The organism is Mesorhizobium sp. M0437 (assembly GCF_040321335.1).
Taxonomy (GTDB): Bacteria; Pseudomonadota; Alphaproteobacteria; order Rhizobiales; family Rhizobiaceae; genus Mesorhizobium.
Genome location: NZ_JAMYRK010000027.1, coordinates 20786 through 38320, shown reverse-complemented (window position 1 = coordinate 38320; position 17535 = coordinate 20786). Strand labels below are relative to the sequence as shown.

The window sequence follows — 17535 nt, the reverse complement described above, 5'->3', positions numbered from 1 at the left end:
TTTTGCCGATAGCTCTCATGCGGGATGGCCTTGAGCGGCATCTCGCGGCAAGGAGGCTTGAAATGACCAGAACTAACGAAAATATCATCATGACCAGCGGCGAATTCGCCCATCTCGGCGAAGGTTCTGTCGCCTATCTCAGGAAAGTGTCGAGCGACGATCTGCGCGGCCGTTTCCCGGGCCTCGGCGAAATCGCGCCCGGGCTGGAACTGTGGGCCCTGTTTGCCGCCAATGGCCAGCCGATCCTGCTTTCGGACGCTCGCGACCGGGCACTGGCTGGCGCGCTGGAAAACGATCTGACCCCGGTCGCTATCCACTAACGTCGTTATCCACTGACAAATACGGCACAGCGATCTGGTTGGAAACGGACAGGGCCGCTCACGGCGGCCCTTCAACGGATTTAATCAAAACCTCAGGCGGCGTGCGAGGCCTGTGTGTCCGACAGCAGCGCGTGGATGGCTACGGCGTCGCGCGTGCCCCTGATCTTGGCAACCGTGTCGGCGTCGCGCAGCACCCGCGCAATGCGCGACAGCGCCTTGAGGTGGTCGGCGCCGGCGCCTTCGGGAGCCAAAAGCAGAAACACCAGGTCGACCGGCTGATCATCGAGGGCCTCGAAGTCCACCGGTGTCTCCAGCCGGGCAAAAACGCCGGCGATCCGCTTCACCCCGGCCAGCTTGCCGTGCGGAATGGCGATGCCGTTGCCGACGCCGGTGGAGCCGAGCCGCTCGCGCTGCAGGATTGTGTCGAACACCTCTCGCTCCGGAATGCCGGAAATCGCCGCCGCCCTTTCGGACAGCAATTGCAGCAGCTGCTTTTTGGAGTTCGCCTTCAACGCCGGCATGATTGCCGGAACGCTGACGAGATCGCTCAGATCCATGCTTGAAATCCCTTGTTCGCCTGCCGTCGCCAGTCCCCACGCTCGCGTGCGGCTGGTTTTTACCCCTGCGCGACCTTGGCCGTGGACGGGTCGATCCAGCCAATATTCCCGTCCGGCCGGCGATAGACGATGTTGAGATGGTCGTTTCCGGCATTGCGGAAGACCAGGACCGGGCTGTCCTTGGTGTCGAGTTCGATCACCGCTGACGCCACCGACATGGTCCGCAGCGTCATGGTCGATTCGGCGACGATGGCCGGCGCGAAATTCTCCGGTATGTCCTCCTCGTCGTCGGCAAGCGGCGCCATCACCGTATAGGCGACGTCGGTGAGCTCGCCGTTGCTATTGCCTGAATTGTGCGACTTCAGCCGGCGCTTGTAGCGCCTGAGGCGTGTTTCCAGACGGTCCGCCGCGGTATCGAAGGCAAGCGTTGGATCCTGGGCATCGCCGGTCGCCTGCAGCGAAGCACCGGAGTCCAGCCGGATCATGCAATCGGCCGTGTAGCGCGACCCCGATTTGACGACTACGATTTGCCCTGAAAAGCCCCGATCGAAATATTTCCCGATCACTTCCCCGACACGGTCGTTGATGCGCGTACGGAACGCATCGCCGATATCCATGTGTTTTCCCGATATGCGCAGTGTCATCTGAAAACTGACCTTCCTTGCTCAGGCTTCAAACTGTCCCGAGTTTATACTCGTGGTCCGCGCGCACAAGCTTTTGCGGCGTCACTTGCGCCGATTTTAGATCCGAACTTTCCGGTTGATCACAAGCCGCCTTCTTGGCCGTCCCGTGGCCTACATCGTGACGGACCATCTCTCGTGCGGGCATCGGCGAACTCAAATCCACTCGCCAGCCCGTCCCATGCGGGCGGGCTTCTAGCCACTTCGTCGCCGCTTGTCAATGAAGGGCGAAAGCTGTGGAAATTCCGCCGGAGATCAACGGCCGGCGCTGGCCAAAGCGCGTTTTTCACGCCGCCGCTGCACCGAAGAGGGTATGTTCATGCCTTCCCGGTATTTGGCCACCGTGCGCCTGGCGATGTCGACGCCGCTTTCCCGCAGCATGTCCACGATGGCATCGTCGGAAAGCACATCGATGGCTTTCTCCTCGTCGATCAGCTGCTTTATGCGGTCGCGCACCGCTTCCGACGAATGCGCATCGCCGCCACCTGACGAAGCGATCGAGGCGGTGAAGAAATAGCGCAGCTCGAACACACCGCGCGGCGTCAGCATGTATTTGTTTGCCGTGACCCGGCTGACCGTTGATTCGTGCATGCCGATGGCGTCCGCCACCGTGCGCAGGTTGAGCGGCTTCAGGTGCCGCACGCCGTGGACGAGAAAAGCGTCCTGCTGGCGCACGATCTCGGAGGCCACCTTGAGAATGGTCTTCGCCCGCTGGTCGAGGCTGCGCGTGAGCCAGTTGGCGTTCTGCAGGCATTCGGCGAGGAAATCCTTTTCCGCCTGGTTTTTCGCATGTGGCGTGACCTGGGCGAAATAGATGTGATCGACCAGCACGCGCGGCAGCGTCTCGGCATTGAGCTCGACCGTCCAGCCGCCGTCATTGGCTGCGCGCACCTCGACGTCGGCCACGATCGCATCGCTGGCACCGCGCGAAAACGCCATTCCCGGCCGCGGGTCGAGCGCCCGGATCTCGGCCAGCATGTCGAGCAGATCCTCCTCGTCGACGCCGCAAATCCGCTTCAGCGTCTGGAAATCGCGCCGTGCCAGGAGTTCGAGATTGGCGATCAGCGCCTTCATCGCCGGATCGAGCCGGTCGCGCACGGCCAGCTGCAGCAACAGGCATTCGGCGAGGTCGCGGGCGAATATGCCGGCGGGCTCGAATGTCTGGCAGACCGCCAGGACCCTTGCCACCGCCGTGGCGTCCGTGCCGAGGCGGGCGGCGATCTCGGCCATGTCGGCACGCATGTAGCCGGCCTCGTCGAGGCCGTCGGCAAGCTCGCCGGCGATCAGGCGCGCCGCCGGATCGGCAAAGGCGAGCGCCACCTGCTCGCCGACATGGTCGCGCAGCGTGATGGCCGCCGCCGCCATATCCGCGACGTCGAAGCCGTCGGAGGAAGAGGTGGAACCGTTGCCGGACGCCGATTTCCATTGTGCCGTCAGGTCGGGCCCGAGCCGCTCGCTCGTACCAGGATCATCGGGAAACAGGTTTTCCAGCGATGTATCGAGCTTTTCCGAGATCGCCTCGGCGCTCCACGCCGTTTCCGCCTCGAACCAGTCGCCGTCGGCAGCCGGTTCCGATGCAGCGTCGCCCTTCTGCGCCTGGTCGCTGGCGGCGTCCTCTTGCGGTTCGGCGCGTTCCAGCAGGGGATTGCGTTCGATCTCGTCGTCGATGAAGCGTTCCAGCTCAAGATGGGTGAACTGCAGCAGGCGGATCGACTGCATCAGCTGCGGCGTCATCACCAGCGACTGCGACTGTCGTAGCTGTAGTTTTGCCGCCAACGCCATGGTTCGGTTTCAAACGCTCCGTCTACGCACCCGCACTGCTGGAAGGAATTTTCCAGGCCAGCATAGAAACTGGCCCGGCTTTTGCTTGTCAAGGCGAGGAGCGGTAAAACTCGCCTGCCGGCACGTTTTCAGGCAGAAAATTGAAGAAAAAGCTGCTGGACTACGCTGGAAATCCCGCTCGAGCCGGAATTTCGCACTTAGAGCGTAAATCCCTCGCCGAGATAAAGCCGCCGCACATCGGCATTTGCGACCACTTCGTCGGCTCGACCATGGGTCAGCACCTGGCCGGCATGGATGATGTAGGCGCGGTCGATCAGGCCAAGTGTCTCGCGGACATTGTGGTCGGTGATCAGAACGCCGATGCCACGTGCCGTCAAGTGGCGCACGAGTTGCTGGATGTCGGCGACGGCGATCGGATCGATGCCGGCGAAAGGTTCGTCGAGCAGCATATAGGCGGGGCGGGTTGCCAAGGCGCGGGCAATTTCGAGGCGTCGCCGCTCACCGCCGGAGAGCGACAGCGACGGAGCCTTGCGCAGATGGCTGATGTGAAATTCCTCGAGCAATTCGTCGAGCAGGCGCTCACGCTCCTTGCGGCTCTTTTCGACGACCTCGAGCACGGCCCGGATGTTTTGCTCGACATTCAGGCCGCGAAAAATCGACGCTTCCTGCGGCAGATAGCCGATGCCGAGACGGGCGCGGCGATACATCGGCATCGACGTGACGTCGAAACCGTCGATTTCGATCGTGCCTTCATCGACCGGCACCAGGCCGGTTACCATGTAGAAACAGGTCGTCTTGCCGGCGCCGTTGGGGCCGAGCAGCCCAACCGCCTCGCCGGCGCGCACGCCCAGCGTCACGCCGCTGACGACTTTGCGGCCCTTGTAGCTTTTGGTCAGCCCCTTGGCGATCAAGGTTCCCTTGAACTTTGCCGCTTCGACGGTGACCCTGGCCGGTGCCGCAAGTTTGCTGGCGGCGCGCCCTGGAAGACGCGCCAGCAGCGACGATATGCCGGTCATCAGGGTTTCGCTGCTCCAGACTTCGCCGGCGGCGTGATCGACATCATGACGCGGCCGCCGCAAGCGTCGACCTGGGCAAGGCCGCTCTTCATCTGCACGGTAAGCTTGCAGCCGACAAGCACGTTATCGCCTTGCGAGAGCACGACCTTGCTGCCCGAAAGCACCAGCACTTCGGTCTTCATGTCGAAGGTGCCGCGGTCGCCGGTGGCAACCTGATTGTCCGATTTGATGTAGACCTTATCGTCGACCTCGAGATGGTCGATGTTGGCGGATCCGGTCATTGCCGCGGCACCCGCGGGCTGGGCGCCTTTAGCGGCGCCTGCATCCCTGACGTAATAGACCGTCATTTTGCCGGCCTTGAGCACGGTTGGACCCTGGACGACGTTGACGTTGCCGGTGAAGACGGCGACGCTTTCCGCCTGGCGCACCTCGAGCTTGTCGCTTTCGATCTGGATAGGCTTGTCGCCCGACAGCCTGAGGCCGGACATTTGGCTGGTGGCACTGGATTGCGCCAGCGACGGCGCCGTCCCGAAGGTCAGCCCCAAGGGCAACCCGAGCGTCAACGCCGAAATCGCGGCGAGGCGCCGTGCCGAACTACTGAACCGCATTGGTCTCTCCGCTCTTTGCCTCTGCCGCCTTCAAACTGGCGGGATCGATGTCGACGCGCACCTTGTTCTCGAAAACCAGGACCTTGCCATTGTCCTGGACCGACATCGAATCCGCCCTGATCCGCGACCCGCCGCGGCTGACATCGACGGGCTCGCTTGTCTTCATAGTGCCTTCGCCCATGTCGAGATAGACTGATTTGAATTTTGCCACCACACCATCCGTGGTCGACACGGTCACATCGCTGGTCAGGCTGAGCGTGTTGCCGTCGCGATCATAGGTGCCGTGCGTGGCATCGATGGCGGCCGTGTTGTCGGCCGCAATCGGCAGCTTGGCCTTGATGCCCTCCAGATCGATGATGCCTTGTTTGCTGACATCCTGTATGGCGCGCAGGGCTGTCATCGAATAGGGCAGGTTCTGTTTGGTGAAGCCGTTGAGCTTGGGGTTCGCCATCACCAGCTTGCCATCGGCAAAGGCGCCGCCGTCGGCCTGCACCTCGATTGCGGCGGGAGCCATGAGATAGGAATAGACGGGAAACGCGACCGCAATCACGGCAGCGACCAGCGGCACGGCCAGCTTGAGGACACGGACCCGGCGCGAATGACGCTGCGCAACGTCAAACGCGTCGACCCGCGCCCGGCCTGCGGCCTTGGGAGCCAACTCCGTCTCGGTGTTGGTCGGTTCGATTGGTCCCGCTAACATGACTGCTTCTTCTAAACCCCTGCCCGCCAGGCCGCCCTATAGGTGGGGTGCCGGCGCCCTCAAGCAAGCACAAGCCGAGGAAAACCGCAAAAATGTGACAGCCGCCCCTGTACAATGAAAATGGCCCCAGCGCAGCCTGTACCTCATACCAGATATGGGCGCACAGTGTTAGGGCCTGTGGAACGAGACAGGTTGAGGCTTGCCGCGAATGCCTAACGGCCTTTGGCGCAAGGCCGTCAGGAAACGGTAGCCGGGCGCGAATGGTTGCTTTAAAAGCATCTGCTCCCACCGACTACGAGGCTGACCATGGTATTGAGAGCCGACGACCTGATCGACCGCCGCCGCTTGCGCCGCAAGCTGACATTCTGGCGTGTTGCGGCGATTATCGTCGCGGCAGCCGGACTGATCGCCTTCTCGGCATGGATCTATGGTGACGACTTCACCGGCGCGGCTGTCGACCACATCGCCAAGGTCAAGATCGAAGGTACCATCACCGAAGACGAAGAACTGATCAAGCGGCTGGAGGCAATCCGTCAGTCGCCGCGCGTCAAGGCTGTGATCCTGTCGATCGATTCACCCGGCGGCACCACCGTCGGTGGCGAATCGATCTATGAGGCAGTGCGCAAGCTTGCCGCCGAAAAGCCGGTGGTGGCCGAGGTCGGCACGCTCGCGGCTTCGGCGGGCTATATGATCGCCACCGCGGCCGACCATATTGTCGCACGCAAATCCTCGATCGTCGGCTCGATCGGCGTGCTGATTCAGTACCCGGACGTCAGCGGCCTCATGGACAAGCTCGGCGTCAAGCTGGAGGAGGTGAAATCCTCGCCCTTGAAGGCCTCGCCTTCTCCCTTCAAGCCGACCAATGACGATGAGCGCGCCATGGTCCGCAAGCTCATCCTCGACAGCTACGACTGGTTCGTCGGCATCGTCGCCGAGCGCCGCAACATGACCAAGCCGGAGGTGCTGGCGCTCGCAGACGGGTCGATCTTCACCGGCCGGCAGGCGGTCACCAACAGATTGATCGACGCGGTCGGCGGCGAGGCCGAAGCGATCGACTGGCTTGCAGGCAAGGGCGTCGATGCCAAGCTCAAGGTGGTGGAATGGAAGGACACGGAAAAACGCGGCGGTTTCCTGTTCTCCAAAGCGATGGCGCAGACCGTCGGTGCTGCGCTTGGCCTGGCCGGCCATGACGGCGACGTCCTTCACGAAATTGGAGCGGACCGCTTGTTTCTTGACGGTCTCGTTTCCGTCTGGCACCCTTGAGGAACCGCTTGGGACGAGTGAAAAACCAAATAAAATCATTCTGATAATTTCGGCGGCACTGCTTTTACGGGGAGCCTTTTCATGATCAAATCCGAACTTGTGCAGATCATCGCCACGCGTAATCCGCATCTTTTCCTGCGCGACGTCGAAAACATTGTCAGCGCCATCTTCGATGAAATCACCGACGCGCTTGCCGAGGGCAACCGGGTCGAGTTGCGCGGCTTCGGCGCGTTTTCGGTGAAAAATCGCCCTGCCCGCACCGGCCGCAACCCGCGCACCGGCGAATCCGTAGAGGTCGAGGAGAAATGGGTACCGTTCTTCAAGACCGGCAAGGAATTGCGTGAAAGGCTGAACGGAGGCAAGTAGGCGCCGCGCCCGCCGTCCCGCTCCGATAGCAGTCCCTACGGAAAAACATGTTCAATCGCTTAATCCTCATCGTGGTCTTCGTGCCGCTGGCCATCATCCTGATCGCGCTGGCCGTTGCCAACCGCGAACCGGTCGCCTTCACGCTCGACCCGTTCAATCCGGGCAACCCGGCGCTGACACTGACCTTGCCGCTGTTCATATTCCTGTTCCTTGCCCTTGCCATCGGCATGATCGTCGGCAGCCTGGCGACCTGGATCAAGCAGGGGCGCTATCGCAAGCTGGCGCGCCAGCGCGGCGCCGAGGCCGAGAATCTGCGCCAGGCGGTCAGCCGCGCGCCTGCCGCGTCGCAGAGCCCAGCCTTGCCGAAGCCGACGAACTGAGCCGCGGCTCGGGCCTGAAGCACAACCGGCCTAGTTCTCCACGGAGCCTTTCATGCTGACCATTTCCGCCGCCGAGGTCGACCGCGCGCTGACCTTTTCCGGGCTGGTCGAGACGTTGCGCGCCGCCTTTCGCGATGGCGCCGTGCAGCCGGTCAGGCACCATCACACGGTCGAGCGGCCCGATGGCGCCGCCTCGACCCTGCTTTTGATGCCGGCCTGGACCGACTTCAACGCCGCCGGCACCTCGGCCGATGGCCATATCGGCGTCAAGATCGTCACCGTGTCGCCCGACAACAATGCCGTCGGCAAGCCCGCGGTGATGGGGCTTTACCTCTTGCTCGACGGCACCACCGGCGAACCGCAGGCATTGATCGATGGCCAGCGGCTGACGCAGTGGCGCACTGCCTGTGCCTCGGCGCTGGCCGCCTCCTATCTGGCCCGCGAGGACGCATCGCGGCTGCTGGTGGTCGGCGCCGGCGCGCTGTCGCCATTCCTTGCAAAGGCGCATTCGGCGGTGCGTCCGATCAAGAACATCCGCATCTGGAACCGCACGTCGGCGAATGCCGAAAAGGTCGCGGCAAAATTGCGTGCCGAGGGTTTTTCGGCCGAAGCAGCAGGCGATCTCGACGCCGAACTCGGAAAGGCCGATATCGTATCGTCGGCGACCATCACCACCATGCCACTGATCAAGGGGGCACTGTTGAAGCCCGGAACCCATGTCGATCTGGTCGGCGGCTTCACGCCGGCGATGCGCGAAAGCGACGACCACGCGATCGTACGCGCCCGCGTCTATGTCGATACCCGCGCCGGCGCCACCAAGGAAGCCGGTGACATCGTCCAGCCGCTGGCCTCCGGCGTGTTGAAGCCGGAAGCCATCGTCGCCGACCTTTATGAACTCACGCGCGGCCAGAAAAAAGGCCGGCAGAACGACGACGAGATCACGCTGTTCAAGTCGGTCGGCGCAGCCCTCGAGGACCTCGCCGCCGGCATTGGCGTGTATCGCGCAAGCGTAGGGCAGTAGGGCAGTAGGGCAGTAGGGCAGTAGGGCAGTAGGGCAGTAGGGCAGTAGGGCAGTAGGAAACCGCACTGATCGTGCGGCGCCGCGCCAGCTATATTTCCTGTCACGTACTCCCCTACTGCCCTACTGCCTTACTCCCTTTGCCAATAAACCCGCAGCCGATGATTGTCGGGATCGAGCGCGACGAAGGTCCGGCCGAAATCCATGTCGGTCGGGCTCTGCAGGATTTTCAGACCCCGTCCGGCCCAATCGGTGTAGGTGGCATCGACCGCCTCCGGCGTGTCCAGCGCAAAGACGATCTCGGCGCCACCGCCTGCTGCCGCGGCGGCCGGTTCCACGGTGTGACGCGACCAGAGGCCGAGCTTGAAGCCGTTGTCGAGCACGAACAGCACGAAGGTCGGCGAGGTCTCGACCGGCTGCCGCCCAAGCAGCGCGCTATAGAAGGCGCCGCTTTGCTCAGGCTTGTCGACATAGAGGATGACGAAATTGGGCGGTGTCATGAATTGCTCTCCAGATCGTTTCGACTGGAGGAGCATACCGTACGCCACTGCCAGATTCTGGCAGCAGTCTCAACTGAGCAGCAGCCTTAGCTTGGCGTGTCGAGCGTCGCCCGCCATTCTTTGAGCAGCACCTGACGGCGGCGCGGATAGCGCATCTCGGTGGCATTGAGGCCGGATATCCGGTCGGCGCGAAAGTGCCTGAAATCCTGGCGCGCATCTCGCACCAGGCCGCGACGACGCGCACCTTGTCGAAGAAGCCGAGTGCGAACGGCCAGACGGTGCGCTCGGAGGCAGCGCCGCCGGCGTCGCGATAGACAAAGCTCAGCTTACGCTCCTCGCGGATGGCCTGCCGCACCACGCCGAGATCGATGCCTTCGGTGACCTCGGTGCGCGACCCGACCAGCAGCGTCGAGGCGTCGAGCTCTTCGCGCAAATCGTTCGGCAGCACCGCCGCGATCTTGGCCAGCGCGTCGGTGGCGGCGTTCGCAAGCCGCCAGTCCGGCTGCTTGGCCACCCAGCGCGAACCGAGCACGATCGCCTCGATCTCCTCATCGGTGAACATCAAGGGCGGCAGCATGAAACCGGGCCTGAGCACGTAACCCAACCCCGCCTCACCCTCGATCGGCGCGCCCTGCCCCTGCAGCGTGGCGATATCGCGATAGAGCGTGCGGATCGACACACCCATTTCGCCCGCAAGGCTGCGGCCGCTGACTGGCCGGCGATGCCGGCGCAGGATCTGGATCAGGTCGAGCAGGCGTTCAGCACGGGACATGAATCATGACCTGGTTTCAATCACGATAGAGCCCCAGCGCTTTCGGCGGCAAGCGACATGGGTGGCGGACGGGAACGTCTGCGTCCTGACGCCGTTGTCTGGCCACTATGGATATGCGCGGGTTCCTGTTGTTCTGGTCGGTTTTGACCGCCATCGTCGCTGCGCTCAGCCTCGGACCATCCTTCGCCCATGTGCTGGAATCGGTGCCGCGGCTGACCAGTTGGCCGCCTTCGCTCTGGCGTGAAACCACTGTCTTCAACGCTCAGTTCCAATTCTTCGCGATTGTCGGCGCACCGCTGGACGTGGCCGCGATCGCCTGTCCGGGGCTTCTCGCCTGGATGCTGCGCAGTGACCGCCCGGCATTCTGGTGGATTTTGGCCGCCACCGTGCTTTATCTGATGGCCCTCGTGGCGTGGTTTACCCTGGTCAAACCGGCAAACGATGTCCTGGCCACCTGGGTGCCTGGACCGATCCCGGACAATTTCGAAAGTATCCGGAGCAGTTGGGAAACCGGCCATATGGTCGTCACCGGCTTCAAGGCCGTTGGTTTCATAGCGCTCGCAGTCGGCCTGCTGTCGATCAGGCGCGGCTGATCCGGTTGCACACGTCGGCAGCCCTTTTGTTGCGCCGGTCAATGTGCTGTGGCAGAAGCGGCGAGCCGCCGTCCGGAGATGCGCCTTCTTGAAACCTTTTCGCGACAAACGCCGCGACAGCCGCCCGCCCCCGAAGGGCGGGGCGGAGCAGCCGCGGCGGCGCGACGCCGGCCTGACCGCCGGTTCGGAGCCTAAACTGCAGGACCGGTCCGAGCCGAAAGCCGCGCCGCGCCCTCTATCCCGTCGCGATGGCGCGCTGCCTGCCGAACATCTGCCGCTGATCCTCGAGGTCGGCCCCAATCAGGACTACGCGTTGCTCGACAGCGGCGCCGGAGAAAAACTCGAGCAATACGGCCCCTACCGCATCGTTCGGCCGGAGGGCCAGGCGATCTGGCAAAAGGCTTTGCCGGCCAGGGACTGGGAGCGCGCCGACGCCATTTTCACCGGCGATACCGACGAGGAAGGCATCGGCCGCTGGCGCTTCCCCAAGACGCCGCTCGGCGAGACCTGGCCGATGAAGCATGACGGCATAGATTATCTCGGCCGCTTCACTTCGTTTCGCCATGTCGGCGTCTTTCCCGAGCAGGCCTCGCACTGGGACCACATGGCCGGACTGATCGCGGCGGCAAAACGGCCGGTGAAGGTGTTGAACCTGTTCGGTTACACCGGCCTTGCCTCCTTGGTGGCGGCGCGTGCCGGCGCCGAGGTCACCCACGTGGATGCTTCCAAGAAGGCGATCGGCTGGGCGCGCGAAAACCAGGAAATGGCGGGCTTGTCGCAAAAGCCGATCCGCTGGATCGTCGACGATGCCGTGAAATTCGCCGAACGCGAGGAGCGCCGCGGCAGCCGCTACGACATCATCCTGTTCGACCCGCCCGCCTATGGCCGCGGACCGAAAGGCGAGGTCTGGCAGCTGTTCGAGGACCTGCCGGCGCTGACCGATATCTGCCGCACGATCCTGACGCCGAAGCCGCTCGCCGTGGTACTGACCGCCTATTCGATCCGCGCCTCTTTTTTCGCCATCCATGCCCTGATGCGCGACACCTTCGCCGGCATGGGCGGCACGGTCGAGTCGGGTGAATTGATCATCCGCGAGAAATCTGCCGGTCGGGCGCTTTCGACCTCGCTGTTCTCGCGCTGGGTGGCCTGAATGAGTGCGTACGAACGGCACGCGGGCGCGCCAGGGCAGGTGAAGGAAGTCACCAGCCTCGCCAACCCGCTGGTCAAGGACATCAAGGCGCTCGCGCTGAAGAAATTCCGTGACCAGCAGAATTCCTTCATGGCCGAAGGCCTGAAGCTGGTCATCGACGCGCTCGATCTCGGCTGGTCGATCAGGACACTGGTCTTCGCCAAGGCCGGACGTGGCAATACGGCGGTTGAAAAGGTCGCGGCGCGCACGGTCGCCGCCGGCGGCACCGTCCTTGAAGTTTCGGAAAAAGTGCTGGTCGCCATCACCCGCCGCGACAATCCGCAAATGGTCGTCGGCGTGTTCTCGCAGAAATACCTGCCGTTGAAGGACATCCGCGCCCGTGACGGCGACGTCTGGGTGGCGCTCGACCGCGTCCGCGACCCCGGCAATCTCGGCACCGTCATCCGCACGGTCGACGCTGTCGGGGCCAGGGGCGTCATCTTGGTCGGCGAGACCACCGATCCCTTTTCGGTCGAAACGGTGCGCGCCACCATGGGCTCGATTTTCGCCGTGCCGGTCGCCAAGGCGTCGCCCGAAGCTTTTCTCGCCTGGCGAACGAGCTTCCCCGGCCTCGTCGCCGGCACCCACCTGAAGGGTGCGGTCGACTACCGCTCGGTCGATTTTTCAAAGGGCCCGGTGCTTTTGATGATGGGTAACGAGCAGCAAGGCCTGCCTGACGAGCTTGCCGCAAGCTGCGACAAACTGCTGCGGATACCGCAGGCCGGCCGCGCCGATTCGCTCAACCTTGCAGTGGCCACCGGCGTCATGCTGTTCGAGATCCGGCGCGGCGCGCTGAAGCTCGGCCCGGAGGACGCCAGATCGTGACATCTCAAACCGTGAAACTGCAAACCATGAAGTCCTGGAGGCCGTATGCTCTTCTGGTCGTCGCCGCGATAGCGCTCGACCAGTGGGTGAAATACCTAGTCGAAACCGGTCTTGCCTTTCAGGAACGGCTCGACCTGCTTCCGTTCCTGGCGCTGTACCGCACCTACAACACCGGCATCGCGTTCTCGCTGTTTTCGTCCTTCGGCGACACCGGCCTGGTGGTCGTCGCGGTTCTGGTGGTCGCTTTCGTGCTCTATCTTGCGGCCCGCACGCCGCCCGGCCACCTGCTTGCCCGCATCGGCTTCGCACTGATCGTCGGCGGCGCGCTCGGCAACCTGATTGATCGCGCAATCTACGGTCATGTCATCGACTATGTCCTGTTCCATACGCCGGTCTGGTCCTTCGCGATCTTCAACCTCGCCGACGCCTTCATTTCGGTTGGTGCGGTGCTGGTCGTCTTCGACGAACTCATTGGCTGGCGGCGCGGAGCGTCGAGCGATTGACCTCACTCGCCTGGCGCCGCACATTCTGATCTGCAAGCCCGAGGAGAAAAATGCCCGAAACCTTCAAAGCCATCCTCGTTTCGCGTGACGCCGAGAAAAACCAGTCGGTCGCGGTGACCGAGCTTACCGAGGCAGACCTGATGGAGGGCGACGTCACCGTCGCGGTCGAGGCGACGACGGTGAACTACAAGGACGGTCTTGCAATTACCGGCAAGGCGCCGGTGATCCGCCGCTGGCCGCTGGTGCCGGGCATCGATTTCGCCGGCACCGTCATCTCGTCTTCCAATCCTGACTGGCGCAAGGGTGACAAGGTCATATTGAACGGCTGGGGCGTCGGCGAGACGCATTTCGGCGCCTTTGCAGGGCGCGCCCGCGTCAAGGGCGACTGGCTGGTGCCGTTGCCGGACGGCATGAGCCCGCATGATGCGATGGCGGTCGGCACCGCCGGCTACACCGCCATGCTTTGCGTCATCGCGCTGGAGCGCCACGGCATCGTGCCCGATCGCGGCCCGGTGGTGGTGACCGGCGCTGCCGGTGGCGTCGGCTCGGTCGCGGTCTCGATCCTGTCCAGCCTCGGCTATCACGTCATCGCCTCGACCGGCCGTGCTGCCGAAAGCCCCTATCTGATCGACCTCGGCGCCGCGGAAGTGATTTCACGCGACGAGCTTGCCCAGCCCGCAAAACCACTCGCCAAGGAACGCTGGGCCGGCGGCGTCGATGCGGTCGGCAGCCACACGCTGGCCAACGTTCTATCGATGACCTCCTATGGCGGCGCCGTTGCCGCTTGCGGCCTCGCCGGCGGCATGGACCTGCCGGCAAGCGTCGCCCCCTTCATCCTGCGCGGCGTCTCGCTGCTCGGCATCGATTCGGTGATGGCGCCGAAGGCGGTCCGCCTCGAGGCCTGGCGCCGTATCGGCGCCGATCTCGACCACGCAAAGCTTGCCAGCCTTTCGACGAGCATCGGCTTCGACGGCATCATCGGCGCCGCGCATGACATCGTCGAGGGTAAGATCCGCGGCCGCGTGGTGGTGGATATGTGAGCCCCCAAGGGAAAAAAAAGAGCGCGACCGGTAAAATTCGAGCGATCAACCACAACCTTCGATAAGCTCTGTCTGACAGGATTTCCGTATGATTGCGGAACCCGGCATCAGAGAGGCGGAACCAGCCGAACGGGCCGACGGGACGGCCCCCGCGGCGCCAGGACGGCAGCTTGTCGCCGCGCCACCGCTGGCGCCGGAACTGCCGGCCTCCAACCGCGAAGGCCTGCCCTTCCTGACGCTCGTCGCCATTGTCGTGCTGGCAGGCTTTTCGCATCTGACCGGGGCGCCGATCTTCATCACTATCGGCCTTTTGGCGACAGCCATCGCCGGGCTCGCCATGCATCTGCGCAACAGGCGCACCGAGCGCCGCGCGGTGGCCCTGCTCGATGCCACGACCGCCCGCAGCCGCGCCGAAATCGAGACGCTGGCCGACCGCATGTGGGAGATGCAGGAGAGCGAGGAGCGCTTTCGCGGGCTGATCGATGCACTCGGCGATCTCGTCGTCCATCGTGACCGCGACGGCCACATTGTCTACGCCAACAAGGTTTTCGCCGACCTTGTCGAAACCGACCAGCGCGAGCTTGCCGGCAAGTCCCTGGCCGAACTAGGCATCGATGTCGGCATCGTCCCCGACGCCGCGTTTTCCGACCATGAATGCCTGAGTTCCACCGACGTCGCCATTCGCACGCCGGACGGCCCACGCTGGTTCTCTTGGATCGAGCTGTCGGTGCGCGACAAGGACAGCGGCGCCGTTTCGCATCGCGCCATCGCCCGCGACATCACCGCTCGCAAGCGCGCCGAATCCTCGCTGATCACCGCCCGCGAGCGGGCCGAATATGCGAGCCAGGCCAAATCGCGCTTCCTAGCCACCGTCAGCCACGAGATCCGCACGCCGATGAACGGCATCATGGGCATGGCCCGGCTTCTCGCCGACACCAGCCTTTCGCCCGAGCAGCGGACCTATGTCGGCGCCATCTCGACCTCGGCCAGCGCGCTGCTGGCGCTGATCGAGGACCTGCTCGACTACTCCAAGATCGAGGCCGGCCGCTTCGATCCCGAACCGCAGCCGATGTCGGTGCGCGAGATCGCCGACAATGTCATCGAGCTTTTGGCGGCGCGGGCTTTTGCCAAGGATATCGGCCTCGGCTGTCATGTCGAACCCGACGTGCCGCAGCTGATCACCGCCGACCCCGGCAGGGTCAGGCAGGTGCTGCTCAATCTCATCGGCAACGCCGTCAAGTTCACCGACAGCGGCGGCGTCCTGGCAAGCATCGCCCGCGTCCGCACCGAAACCACCGACCGCATCCGCTTCACCATCACCGACACCGGCCCCGGTCTGCGCGAGCAGGACATGGAGCGCATATTCGAGGACTTCGAACAGGCTGACGGCACCTCGACCCGTGCGCATGGCGGTGCCGGCCTCGGTCTCGCCATTTCCAAGCGCCTGGTGACCGCCATGGGCGGCACTATCTCTGTGTCGAGCCGGCTTGGCCAGGGGTCCGAATTCGTCTTCGAGATTCCCGCTATTTCCGCCGTCGAGGCGCCGCAGATCCGCCAGGACGCGCTGTCGGGCCGGCATGCGGTGATCGTGTCGAAGAACCTGGTCGAGGCCGAAGCCCTCGCCCGCACCATTCGCGGCAATGGCGGCACGGTCGATCTGGCCACCGCCGCCGCCCAGGCCACCCCTTTCGCCGAGAGCTGCGACGTGCTGCTGATCGATGCTGCCATGGAGCAAAGCGACGGCAGGCTGCTCAGGCGCCTGCGCCAGAGCGGATTTGCCGATTGCGAGGCAGTGACGCTGATCGCACCGACCGACCGTGGCATGCTTGGCGAGTTCCGTGCCAATGGTTACGCCACCTTCCTTGCGAGGCCGGTGCGCGGCGAGACATTGCTGCGCGTGCTTTTGACCAGCCACGCGCCGGTCGTCGCCGAGCCGCAACTGCAAAGGCGCGGCGCGCAGGCGGGGCAAGCCATTGGCGCCCGCCAGCAGGGCCTGTCGGTGCTGATCGCCGAGGACAACGACATCAACGCCATGCTGGCCCGCGCTACGCTGCTGAAGGCCGGGCATCGCGTGAAAGTGGTCGGCAACGGCAAGGCCGCCGTCGAGGCGGTCATCAGCACCGGCCACAAGCACCGTTACGACGTGGTGCTGATGGACTTGCATATGCCTGTCATGGACGGCCTGGACGCCATCGCCGCCATCCGCCGCCATGAGGAGGAGACCGCGGTGCCGCCGGTGCCGATCATGGTGCTGTCGGCCGACAGCCAGGAAAAGACCCGCCACGCCGTGCTCGCTCACGGTGCCAGCGGCTTCGTCACCAAGCCGCTCGACCCCGATGCCCTGGTTCATGCGGTCGAAGGGCAAGCGGCCGCCTGAGGCACAACATCGACGGTTGATAGATTGCCCAGCCGACGAAGTATTGCCCGCAGAGCCGTATCACGGTACTGTCACAATCCTGTTGCACCTACACCGTATCCCCGTGCCAAGAGGGATGGCTCGAAGGAGAATCACTCGTGCATACAGTCATGCCGGAATGTGATGCTCGGCCGAACGCCAGCGGGCCTTTGCTCGTCGGCCGGAACGCCGATGCCGTCATAAAAGGCGCATCGCTCGGCCGCATCGGCAATCTCGAAGTGCGGCTCGCCCGCAACGAGGCCGAGATCGCTGCCGCGCAGGAAGTGCGCTACCGGGTGTTCTACGACGAGCTTGGTGCCAGGAAGGACCTGTTCCAGATGCAGGACCGCCGCGATGCCGATCGCTTCGATCCCCTCTGCGATCATCTCCTGGTCTTCGATACTTCGCTTTCCGGCCCCGAGCATCGCCGCATCGTCGGCACCTACCGCCTGCTGCGGCAGGAGATTGCCGCGGCCGCCGGCGGCTTCTATTCCGAAGGCGAATTCGAACTGACCAAGCTGATCGCGCGGCATCCTGGCCAGCGCTTCCTCGAGCTCGGCCGCTCCTGTGTTCTGCCCGAATACCGCTCGAAGCGCACCATCGAGGCGCTGTGGCAAGGCATCTGGGCCTATATCAACCATTACGGCATTGGCGTGATGACCGGCTGCGCGTCGTTCCACGGCACCGTGCCGGCGGCACATGCAGAGGCGCTGACCTACCTTGCCCACCACTGCCGGACGAATTCATCATGGGACGTGCGTGCCGTCGCCGGGCGCTATTGTTCGATGGATCTGATGCCGATCGAGGCCGTCAATACCAAGGCGGCGATCGCCGCGATGCCGCCGCTGGTCAAGGGCTATCTGCGCGTCGGCGCGCGCATCGGCGACGGTTGCGTCATCGACCGTGAATTCTCGACGGTCGACGTGTTCGTGGTGATGCCGGTCAAGGAGATCGGTGCCCGCTACGTCAATTATTATGGCGGAGAAGCGCAGCGGTTTGCGGCCTGAATAGGGGAGTAGGCGGAGAGA

At 63.9% G+C, this 17535-nt stretch carries 19 protein-coding genes and 1 pseudogene; 12 read left to right on the top strand and 8 right to left on the bottom strand.

Features of this window, described 5'->3' with window-relative positions; all coding sequences use genetic code 11:
* Positions 1–62 precede the first annotated feature (62 nt).
* Positions 63–320 carry a BQ00720 family protein gene (locus tag NKI72_RS18390; RefSeq protein ID WP_023675269.1) on the top strand — a complete coding sequence of 86 codons (258 nt, stop codon included), beginning with the start codon at positions 63–65 and terminating at the stop codon, positions 318–320.
* Positions 321–412: 92 nt separating this feature from the next.
* Here NKI72_RS18390 and ptsN read toward each other — a convergent pair whose 3' ends face one another.
* The 6 genes from ptsN to lptC form a co-directional block, all read right to left on the bottom strand.
* Positions 413–877, bottom strand: a complete 465-nt coding sequence (gene ptsN / locus NKI72_RS18385) for a PTS IIA-like nitrogen regulatory protein PtsN (RefSeq protein ID WP_023675268.1) — start codon at positions 875–877, stop codon at positions 413–415.
* 59 nt (positions 878–936) lie between these two features.
* Entirely contained in the window at positions 937–1521 is a 585-nt protein-coding gene (gene hpf / locus NKI72_RS18380) for a ribosome hibernation-promoting factor, HPF/YfiA family (protein WP_023675267.1), read from the bottom strand.
* 291 nt (positions 1522–1812) lie between these two features.
* Positions 1813–3339, bottom strand: coding sequence for an RNA polymerase factor sigma-54 (gene rpoN / locus NKI72_RS18375; RefSeq protein ID WP_352850478.1), 1527 nt, complete (start codon positions 3337–3339; stop codon positions 1813–1815).
* A gap of 197 nt (positions 3340–3536) precedes the next feature.
* Positions 3537–4355: an LPS export ABC transporter ATP-binding protein gene (gene lptB, locus NKI72_RS18370; protein WP_292664962.1), complete on the bottom strand. Its 819-nt coding sequence runs from the start codon at positions 4353–4355 to the stop codon at positions 3537–3539.
* Positions 4355–4963, bottom strand: a complete 609-nt coding sequence (locus NKI72_RS18365; RefSeq protein ID WP_292664963.1) for an LptA/OstA family protein — start codon at positions 4961–4963, stop codon at positions 4355–4357. The genes lptB and NKI72_RS18365 overlap by 1 nt, the downstream gene beginning before the upstream one ends.
* Entirely contained in the window at positions 4950–5663 is a 714-nt protein-coding gene (gene lptC / locus NKI72_RS18360) for an LPS export ABC transporter periplasmic protein LptC (protein ID WP_352469430.1), read from the bottom strand. Before lptC ends, NKI72_RS18365 begins: the two co-directional genes overlap by 14 nt.
* Positions 5664–5969: 306 nt before the next feature.
* On the opposite strand from lptC, the gene sppA reads away from it, so the two are divergent.
* The 4 genes from sppA (at position 5970) to lhpI (ending at position 8693) form a co-directional block, all read left to right on the top strand.
* Positions 5970–6926, top strand: coding sequence for a signal peptide peptidase SppA (sppA, locus tag NKI72_RS18355; RefSeq protein WP_352502648.1), 957 nt, complete (start codon positions 5970–5972; stop codon positions 6924–6926).
* Positions 6927–7007: 81 nt separating this feature from the next.
* On the top strand, positions 7008–7292 hold the full coding sequence (locus NKI72_RS18350) for an integration host factor subunit beta (RefSeq protein ID WP_023675261.1): 285 nt from the start codon (positions 7008–7010) through the stop codon (positions 7290–7292).
* A 47-nt stretch (positions 7293–7339) separates the two neighbouring features.
* Entirely contained in the window at positions 7340–7672 is a 333-nt protein-coding gene (locus NKI72_RS18345; protein WP_352834522.1) for a LapA family protein, read from the top strand.
* 52 nt (positions 7673–7724) lie between these two features.
* Positions 7725–8693 (top strand): bifunctional Delta(1)-pyrroline-2-carboxylate/Delta(1)-piperideine-2-carboxylate reductase, encoded by a 969-nt coding sequence (gene lhpI, locus NKI72_RS18340; RefSeq protein WP_352834519.1) that lies wholly within the window; start codon positions 7725–7727, stop codon positions 8691–8693.
* A gap of 128 nt (positions 8694–8821) precedes the next feature.
* On the opposite strand, the gene NKI72_RS18335 is transcribed toward lhpI, so the two are convergent.
* Both NKI72_RS18335 and NKI72_RS18330 read right to left on the bottom strand, forming a co-directional pair.
* Complete coding sequence (locus tag NKI72_RS18335; RefSeq protein ID WP_352469426.1) at positions 8822–9190, bottom strand: VOC family protein; 369 nt, start codon at positions 9188–9190, stop codon at positions 8822–8824.
* A gap of 86 nt (positions 9191–9276) precedes the next feature.
* Positions 9277–9962, bottom strand: a pseudogene (locus NKI72_RS18330) (helix-turn-helix transcriptional regulator).
* Positions 9963–10069: 107 nt separating this feature from the next.
* On the opposite strand from NKI72_RS18330, the gene NKI72_RS18325 reads away from it, so the two are divergent.
* The 7 genes from NKI72_RS18325 (at position 10070) to olsB (ending at position 17514) form a co-directional block, all read left to right on the top strand.
* Positions 10070–10555 (top strand): DUF1772 domain-containing protein, encoded by a 486-nt coding sequence (locus tag NKI72_RS18325; protein ID WP_352539414.1) that lies wholly within the window; start codon positions 10070–10072, stop codon positions 10553–10555.
* 88 nt (positions 10556–10643) lie between these two features.
* The gene (locus NKI72_RS18320; protein WP_352539415.1) at positions 10644–11705 is read left to right on the top strand and encodes an RsmD family RNA methyltransferase; all 1062 of its coding nucleotides are present in this window, start codon (positions 10644–10646) and stop codon (positions 11703–11705) included.
* Positions 11706–12569 carry a TrmH family RNA methyltransferase gene (locus NKI72_RS18315; protein ID WP_352684494.1) on the top strand — a complete coding sequence of 288 codons (864 nt, stop codon included), beginning with the start codon at positions 11706–11708 and terminating at the stop codon, positions 12567–12569.
* A 26-nt stretch (positions 12570–12595) separates the two neighbouring features.
* Positions 12596–13072, top strand: a complete 477-nt coding sequence (lspA, locus tag NKI72_RS18310; RefSeq protein ID WP_352454178.1) for a signal peptidase II — start codon at positions 12596–12598, stop codon at positions 13070–13072.
* A gap of 50 nt (positions 13073–13122) precedes the next feature.
* A complete protein-coding gene (acuI, locus tag NKI72_RS18305; protein ID WP_352834513.1) occupies positions 13123–14112 on the top strand; it encodes an acrylyl-CoA reductase (NADPH) in 990 nt (329 codons plus the stop codon).
* A gap of 88 nt (positions 14113–14200) precedes the next feature.
* A complete protein-coding gene (locus tag NKI72_RS18300) occupies positions 14201–16489 on the top strand; it encodes a PAS domain-containing hybrid sensor histidine kinase/response regulator (RefSeq protein WP_352834510.1) in 2289 nt (762 codons plus the stop codon).
* A 149-nt stretch (positions 16490–16638) separates the two neighbouring features.
* Positions 16639–17514, top strand: coding sequence for a l-ornithine N(alpha)-acyltransferase (gene olsB / locus NKI72_RS18295; RefSeq protein WP_023675251.1), 876 nt, complete (start codon positions 16639–16641; stop codon positions 17512–17514).
* Positions 17515–17535 lie beyond the last annotated feature (21 nt).